Raw genomic sequence first — 6,270 nt, forward strand, 5'->3', positions numbered from 1 at the left:
AAAACAATCTGCTTCTCAAAGTTGGAAACCCTGCATGATACGGTCATCGGATTACTGATTAACAAGGTTGAATTTGGCTTGGATATTCATGCCAAATTACAGATTTAACCCACTACCAACGTTAAGAATACACGTGATTATCTTTTTCCAGTCAATGCAAAATTTTTACCGGTCACGCCGAGCTTCTTCTTCCTCGTTCAGAAAAAAACTGAGGCGCTCGTTAAGAATGGAGGACAGATAAAAATTAAGGTCTTTTGATTTCTGGGCCAATCTGATCTGCAGAATGGCGTCTCTGGTTTGCCCTGTCATATAGTAGTATTCGGCAAGATAGCGATGCGATTCGGCCGGTTGGTTTAAATCGCTGTAGGTTTGCGCCAGGAGCTGCATATACATCGGCTGTTGCTGGATTTTAGGATTCAACGCCATCAGATTTTTGCGGGCCGCCTCGGGGTTGCCCGCTTTCAACAGAGACGTTATATATTCAAGCTTGACGGCATCATTGTCAGGAAATTGTTTAACCGTTTTTTGATAGAGGGCAAGGGCTTCAGGATAATGCTTTGCTTCAAGCAGCGTACGGGCCAGCGCCGCCGCGTATTGGGCCTGCTCGGGATGTTCTTGGACCATCTGCCGAAAAATGGCTTCGGCTTCCTTGAATTTTTGCGCATGAAGCTGAGCCAAACCCATGCCGTAACGGGAAACGGTGCGCTGCTCTTCGGTGCCCTGCGTCAAGCGTGATTGAAAATAGTTGACGGCATCGGCAGTATCGGTTGCGGTTATTACACGCAGCTTGGCTTTGACCAGCTGATAGCCGAGCGAGTCGGGGTATTGTCTGTAAGGATAGGTTTCCGCCCGGCCGCGGGTATCGGAAATACGCGAAGCGGTAACCGGGTGTGTTCTTAAAAACTCCGGAACATCCTGCCCATAATAGCGGGTGGATTGCTGCAGACGTTCAAAGAAAGTGGGCATGCTGCGCGGGTCATACTGCGACCCCGCCAATGTTTGCATGCCGACGCGATCGGCTTCCGCTTCATGTTCGCGTGTAAAGTCAATTTGAAACTGAACACTGCCGGCCTGTATGGCCATGAGTGCCGCTTGTGCAGCCGCTGGCGATTGTGTGCCTAACAAAATAGCGGCCAGGGTGGCGGCAGCCGTGGGAAGCGACAAACGGCTGGCGGCTTCAAAGGCACGATATAGATGACGCTGGGTTACGTGAGCAACCTCGTGCGCCATGACCGAAGCCAGCTCGCTTTCGGCTTCAGTTGTCAGAATGAGCGCGGAATTTACGCCGATATAACCGCCAGGACCCGCAAAGGCGTTGATCTGATTTTCCATGACGACAAAGAAATGGAAAGGATAACCCGGGGTATCACTGTTGGTTGCAAGCCTTTTGCCGATAGAGTCAATATACTGCTGGATTTCGGCATCCTGGCTGATGGCGACTTGGCTGTGCAGGCTTCTGAAAAAAGCGGCGCCGAGTTCCTGTTCCTGCGCCGGGGTGATCAGTGCGCCCGAGGAATCGCCCATGTCGGGCAATTCAATCTTATCAATTTCAACAGCCTGCTGTGCAGCAGGGAACAGGGCAAGGCCCAAAGCCAGCGTTAGAGCGGATGGTTTAAATTTCATGGCGATGAGACTGAGTGAGACAGGATTGGTTCCGAAAACAATGAAATAACGGCCTGACAGCCGACTATTGATATTTTATAGGATTATAATAGGCTAAGATCGTCACTATCAACAAGGCTGTTCTCGAGGGTTTCGAGTGTATTTATTCTATGTCTAACTATTCTTTTAATAATGAAATTTGCCATTCAAATTAATACCAGTCCTTATCAGTCGAACGCCGGCCATATTGCCTATCAGTTTATCAAGGCCATTTTAGCGCAGGGACACGAAGTGTTTCGGGTGTTTTTTTATCATGACGGCATCTATCATGCCTTCAGGTACGCCACGCCTCCGGATGATGAGCTTCAGTTCACGGCGCAGTGGAGTGAATTGGCGCGGCAGCATCAGATTGACCTGGTCGTTTGCATCTCTGCCGCCCAGCGGCGCGGTTTATTGTGCACGGACGAAGGCAAAAGGCAGGGCAAGGCCGATAATGATCTGGCTGAGGGCTTTCGTATTTCAGGGCTGGGGCAATTGGTTGAGGCTACGCTGGAAGCTGACCGTTTCATCGTTTTTGGTTGAAAGAAATGAAAAAATATTTGTTTGTATTGCGCAAACCGGCGCACAGCGGCGGCCAGGTTCAGGAAATGCTCGATATTGTTCTGACCACGGCGGCATTCGATCAGCAGGTCGCGATCCTGTTATTGGATGATGGTGTTTTTCATCTGAAAAACGGTCAACAGTCCCGTATTGCGGGCATGAAGGATACGGCTGCCATCTTTAAGGCGCTGGAAATCTACGATGTGCATGATATTTATACGGAAGTTGAATCCCTGCAAGAAAGAGGGTTAAAACCGGGCGATTTATGTCTCCCGGTGCAGGAGTTTTACAGAAAGGACATAGCCGGGCTGATGAAACGGTATGACGTTGTGTTTGCGGGCTAGGGGATCGGGTATGGAGCGGGTTATCCCCGCTCCATACGACTGACGCTATTGAGCCAGCTTTTTGTATTTCAACCGGTGAGGGTTATCCGCATCACTGCCCAGACGGCGATGGCGGTCAGCTTCGTAGTCCTGATAGTTGCCTTCAAACCAGACCACGTTGCTGTCGCCTTCAAAGGCCAGCATGTGCGTGGCGATTCTGTCCAGGAACCAGCGGTCATGCGAGATAACCACAGCGCAGCCGGGGAAGGCGAGCAAAGCTTCTTCCAGAGCGCGTAAGGTTTCAACGTCGAGATCGTTGGTCGGCTCGTCAAGCAGCAATACGTTGCCGCCGGTTTTCAGCAGCTTGGCTAAATGCACGCGGTTGCGCTCACCGCCGGAAAGCTCGCCGATGCGCTTTTGCTGATCAGCGCCTTTAAAGTTAAAACGTCCTACATAAGAGCGTGAAGGCGTTTCATATTTACCGACCGTGATCATGTCCAAACCATCAGAAATTTCTTCAAAGACGGTTTTGTTCGGGTCCATGTTATCGCGCAGCTGGTCAACATAGGCCAACTGCACGGTTTGTCCCATGGTCAGTGAGCCTGAGCTGGGTTGCTCCAGGCCTGCCATCATACGGAACAGCGTGGTTTTACCCGCGCCGTTAGGTCCGATAATGCCGACGATGCCGCCCGGCGGCAGTTTGAAGCTCAGGCCGTTAAACAGCAGCCGGTCGCCGAAGCCCTTGCTGATGTTATCCGCTTCGATCACGACATCGCCCAGGCGTGGACCGGGTGGAATATAGATTTCCTGAGTCTCATTGCGCTTTTGTACTTCCTGGGATGACAATTCCTCAAAGCGCGCCAGACGAGCCTTGCTTTTGGCATGACGGCCTTTGGGATTCGACCGCACCCATTCGAGCTCGGCTTTCATGGCTTTTTGGCGGGAAGATTCCTGCTTTTCTTCCAGTTCCAGGCGGCGGCCTTTTTGTTCCAGCCAGCTGGAGTAATTGCCTTCCCATGGAATGCCCGAGCCTCTATCCAGTTCCAGAATCCAACCGGCGACATTATCCAGGAAATAACGGTCGTGCGTTACTGCGACGACAGTGCCGGGATAATCGTGCAGAAAGCGTTCCAGCCAAGCGACCGATTCGGCGTCCAGATGGTTGGTGGGCTCGTCCAGCAGCAGCATGTCCGGATTGGATAGCAGCAACCGGCACAAGGCGACGCGGCGTTTTTCGCCACCGGATAATTTGGTCACATCGGCATCCCAGTCCGGCAGGCGCAATGCATCGGCCGCAATTTCCAGTTTCCTGTCCAGTTCCCAGGCGCCGGCCGCTTCAATCTTTTCCTGCAGATCGGCCTGTTCTGCCAATAAGGCGTCGAAATCGGCGTCAGGATCGGCAAAAGCATTGCTGACTTCGTTAAAACGATCCAGAATCGCTTTGGTTTCAGCAACGGCTTCTTCGATATTACCGCGCACGGTTTTATTGGGGTCTAATTGCGGTTCCTGCGGCAGATAGCCGATATTAATGCCTTTTAGCGGAATCGCTTCGCCTTCGATTTCTTTATCGATGCCGGCCATGATTCGCAGCAATGTCGATTTACCGGAACCGTTCAAACCCAGCACGCCGATTTTGGCGCCGGGAAAGAAGGATAGCGAAATATCCTTGAGTATGTATTTTTTGGGCGGGACAATTTTCCCTACCCGATTCATTGAATATATGTATTGCGCCATGTTTTTGCGTATCAGTTGTAAATTGATAAAGGGTAACCTGATGTGTACTATTATTCCATGTTATTTATAAATTTTTAACCGTTGACAAGTATCGGATCAAGCTTTCTTCTCCAGACTTCATGACGCGTTCATGGTTCCATGCAAAAATCGGCGCGGCTAATGTTGTAAATCGGTTCATCCAGGGTTTGCAGGTTTGCACCTGCCATCTGAATTCAACTTCAGTGCGATTATTAGTGGAGTCCGGGCATAGTTGACAGTAGCCATGACCTTGCAAATCGCCATCAACCTTTACGGCGATAAAACGAGGAGGCTGTATTTCAGTGACGCGTAAATTAAGCGTCAGCGTGTACGGCAAGCAGGTGCGCCAGTAATAACGCCTGATATTGTTGATGCCGGACGCATCCCCCGGTTCTATTTCCTCAACCGATATCACATATTTCCACCAGGACGGCCAGTTTTCGGTATGGATCAGGCATGGCCAGACGGCTTCAACAGGCGCAGGGATCATCCAGTTTGTGTTTAAGGAAAACTCAGGCATGGCAAAGACTCCGTTACCGGTATCGGTTTGGTATAAGTCTGACTTTTACTGAGAAAACGGTAGCTGGGCGGCCGCAATCAGAGAATCGCAAGGCCTGCGAGAGAGTCTATAAGCAAGACAGCGGTCTCGCTAAACTGAGAGAATGCCAACAATGACTATATCAAATAGTACAGGGAATCTTTAATAAATAAACCTGAAAAGGTTTTAACTCCCAATGCATGGCCGAAGCGAACCGGCAGTTATCTCGCATGCAAAATAAGCCCAAAAGTCTATCGACTTTTGGGCTTGATTTTTGGGGTTGGTTACGCTGGGGTCACATTCTCAGCTTGCGGGCCTTTTTGACCTTGAGTTACCTGCATAGTAACTTTTTGGCCTTCGCGCAAGGTTTTGCGGCCGGTGCCGTTAATTGCACTGTGATGAACAAAAACATCTTTACCACCTTCTTGTTCAATAAATCCAAACCCTTTTTCATCATTGAACCACTTAACGGTACCTACGACTTGCTCTGACATATTACACTCTTAAACTTAAAAAAAATCGCCAATCTCTATTGGCGTTATAAATCCCGGCCTTAACAATAAAGCCGGCTCAAACGTCTCACTGCATCCAATGGTAGAACTTAAAATACTGGCGGAGCAAAACTTAATGAATAATATTTTGACCGGGTTGAAACCCCCTGTTATTCGGCCTATAGCGGGATACAGAGAAATCAAAACCAGTAGAAAGATACGCATAAATGCTGGTCACAGTATATAGATAAATTAGATTTTTTAGCAATGAATTTAACTCTTCGATAAATATATTTTTACTAAGGCTCTCTGCATTCTCGGCGGCTCAATTAGAGTCTTCGTAATTGCTGAAGTCGCCAGTCACCTTCTATAAAAATTTTATTAAAGCCAAACGGGTTAAAAAGCCTCTAACAGTTTATCTATGCTTCTGTTATTGCCTTGCAAATTCTTTGGCTGACTCAGGAGATTTAGGGCGAATTGCTGATGTTGCCGTTACGCTGGGAATTTCTTCTATTGCCCCGTCTTAAATTTTCATGGCGCGAGTCCGGAAAGCGGAAATAGCGATTCTTGACAAAAATTGGCATGAGCGAGCGATTAGAAAAAAATGAATGCGGTGCTTGGCTTGAGAGGCAGCATTAGCGCGTACCTGAATTCGCGGCTCTCTCGATATTAACTGATGTTACGCAGTTAGTTGAATTCAAACCGGTTTAGGGCGAGCTACTTGCTTTTAACCGCCTGTGTAGGCTGGGTTGGAGCTTTAGCGGAAACCCGGCAGGGGCGGCCGAAACGCTGGGTTTGGCAGCCTGGCCTACGGCTGCCCTGCCAAAATCAAGGCGAAATCCACGGTAGGGTACGAGACTGTGAAAGTATTCGTTTTTTAAAATTTTAACCACAATATATTGTGCATTTTATATTTGCATATAACAGCATATAGACGTCAAAGAGAAAAATTTTGAATACTTTC

At 48.9% G+C, this 6,270-nt stretch carries 6 protein-coding genes; 2 read left to right on the top strand and 4 right to left on the bottom strand.

Going from position 1 to position 6,270, the window contains the following annotated elements; translation table 11 throughout:
• Positions 1-165: 165 nt before the first annotated feature.
• On the bottom strand, positions 166-1,623 hold the full coding sequence (locus tag V2P20_RS09605) for a M48 family metalloprotease (RefSeq protein WP_331817988.1): 1,458 nt from the start codon (positions 1,621-1,623) through the stop codon (positions 166-168).
• 171 nt (positions 1,624-1,794) lie between these two features.
• On the opposite strand from V2P20_RS09605, the gene tusD reads away from it, so the two are divergent.
• Positions 1,795-2,184: a sulfurtransferase complex subunit TusD gene (tusD, locus tag V2P20_RS09610; protein ID WP_331817989.1), complete on the top strand. Its 390-nt coding sequence runs from the start codon at positions 1,795-1,797 to the stop codon at positions 2,182-2,184.
• A 5-nt stretch (positions 2,185-2,189) separates the two neighbouring features.
• The gene (gene tusC / locus V2P20_RS09615) at positions 2,190-2,546 is read left to right on the top strand and encodes a sulfurtransferase complex subunit TusC (protein ID WP_331817990.1); all 357 of its coding nucleotides are present in this window, start codon (positions 2,190-2,192) and stop codon (positions 2,544-2,546) included.
• 45 nt (positions 2,547-2,591) lie between these two features.
• On the opposite strand, the gene ettA is transcribed toward tusC, so the two are convergent.
• The 3 genes from ettA to V2P20_RS09630 all read right to left on the bottom strand — a co-directional run bounded on the left by ettA (position 2,592) and on the right by V2P20_RS09630 (position 5,309).
• Positions 2,592-4,259: an energy-dependent translational throttle protein EttA gene (gene ettA / locus V2P20_RS09620; RefSeq protein ID WP_331817991.1), complete on the bottom strand. Its 1,668-nt coding sequence runs from the start codon at positions 4,257-4,259 to the stop codon at positions 2,592-2,594.
• A gap of 64 nt (positions 4,260-4,323) precedes the next feature.
• A complete protein-coding gene (locus V2P20_RS09625) occupies positions 4,324-4,797 on the bottom strand; it encodes an SRPBCC family protein (RefSeq protein WP_331817992.1) in 474 nt (157 codons plus the stop codon).
• 302 nt (positions 4,798-5,099) lie between these two features.
• Positions 5,100-5,309: a cold-shock protein gene (locus V2P20_RS09630; RefSeq protein ID WP_020157177.1), complete on the bottom strand. Its 210-nt coding sequence runs from the start codon at positions 5,307-5,309 to the stop codon at positions 5,100-5,102.
• Positions 5,310-6,270: the final 961 nt, after the last annotated feature.

The sequence above is a fragment of the Methylobacter sp. Wu1 genome (genome assembly GCF_036553575.1).
Classification (GTDB): domain Bacteria; phylum Pseudomonadota; class Gammaproteobacteria; order Methylococcales; family Methylomonadaceae; genus Methylobacter.

Excerpts from the sequence above, each read along its gene's own strand:
- V2P20_RS09605 (WP_331817988.1), bottom strand. The coding sequence starts at position 1,623 with ATGAAATTTAAACCATCCGCTCTAACGCTGGCTTTGGGCCTTGCCCTG.
- tusD (WP_331817989.1), top strand. The coding sequence starts at position 1,795 with ATGAAATTTGCCATTCAAATTAATACCAGTCCTTATCAGTCGAACGCC.
- tusC (WP_331817990.1), top strand. The coding sequence starts at position 2,190 with ATGAAAAAATATTTGTTTGTATTGCGCAAACCGGCGCACAGCGGCGGC.
- ettA (WP_331817991.1), bottom strand. The coding sequence starts at position 4,259 with ATGGCGCAATACATATATTCAATGAATCGGGTAGGGAAAATTGTCCCG.
- V2P20_RS09625 (WP_331817992.1), bottom strand. The coding sequence starts at position 4,797 with ATGCCTGAGTTTTCCTTAAACACAAACTGGATGATCCCTGCGCCTGTT.
- V2P20_RS09630 (WP_020157177.1), bottom strand. The coding sequence starts at position 5,309 with ATGTCAGAGCAAGTCGTAGGTACCGTTAAGTGGTTCAATGATGAAAAA.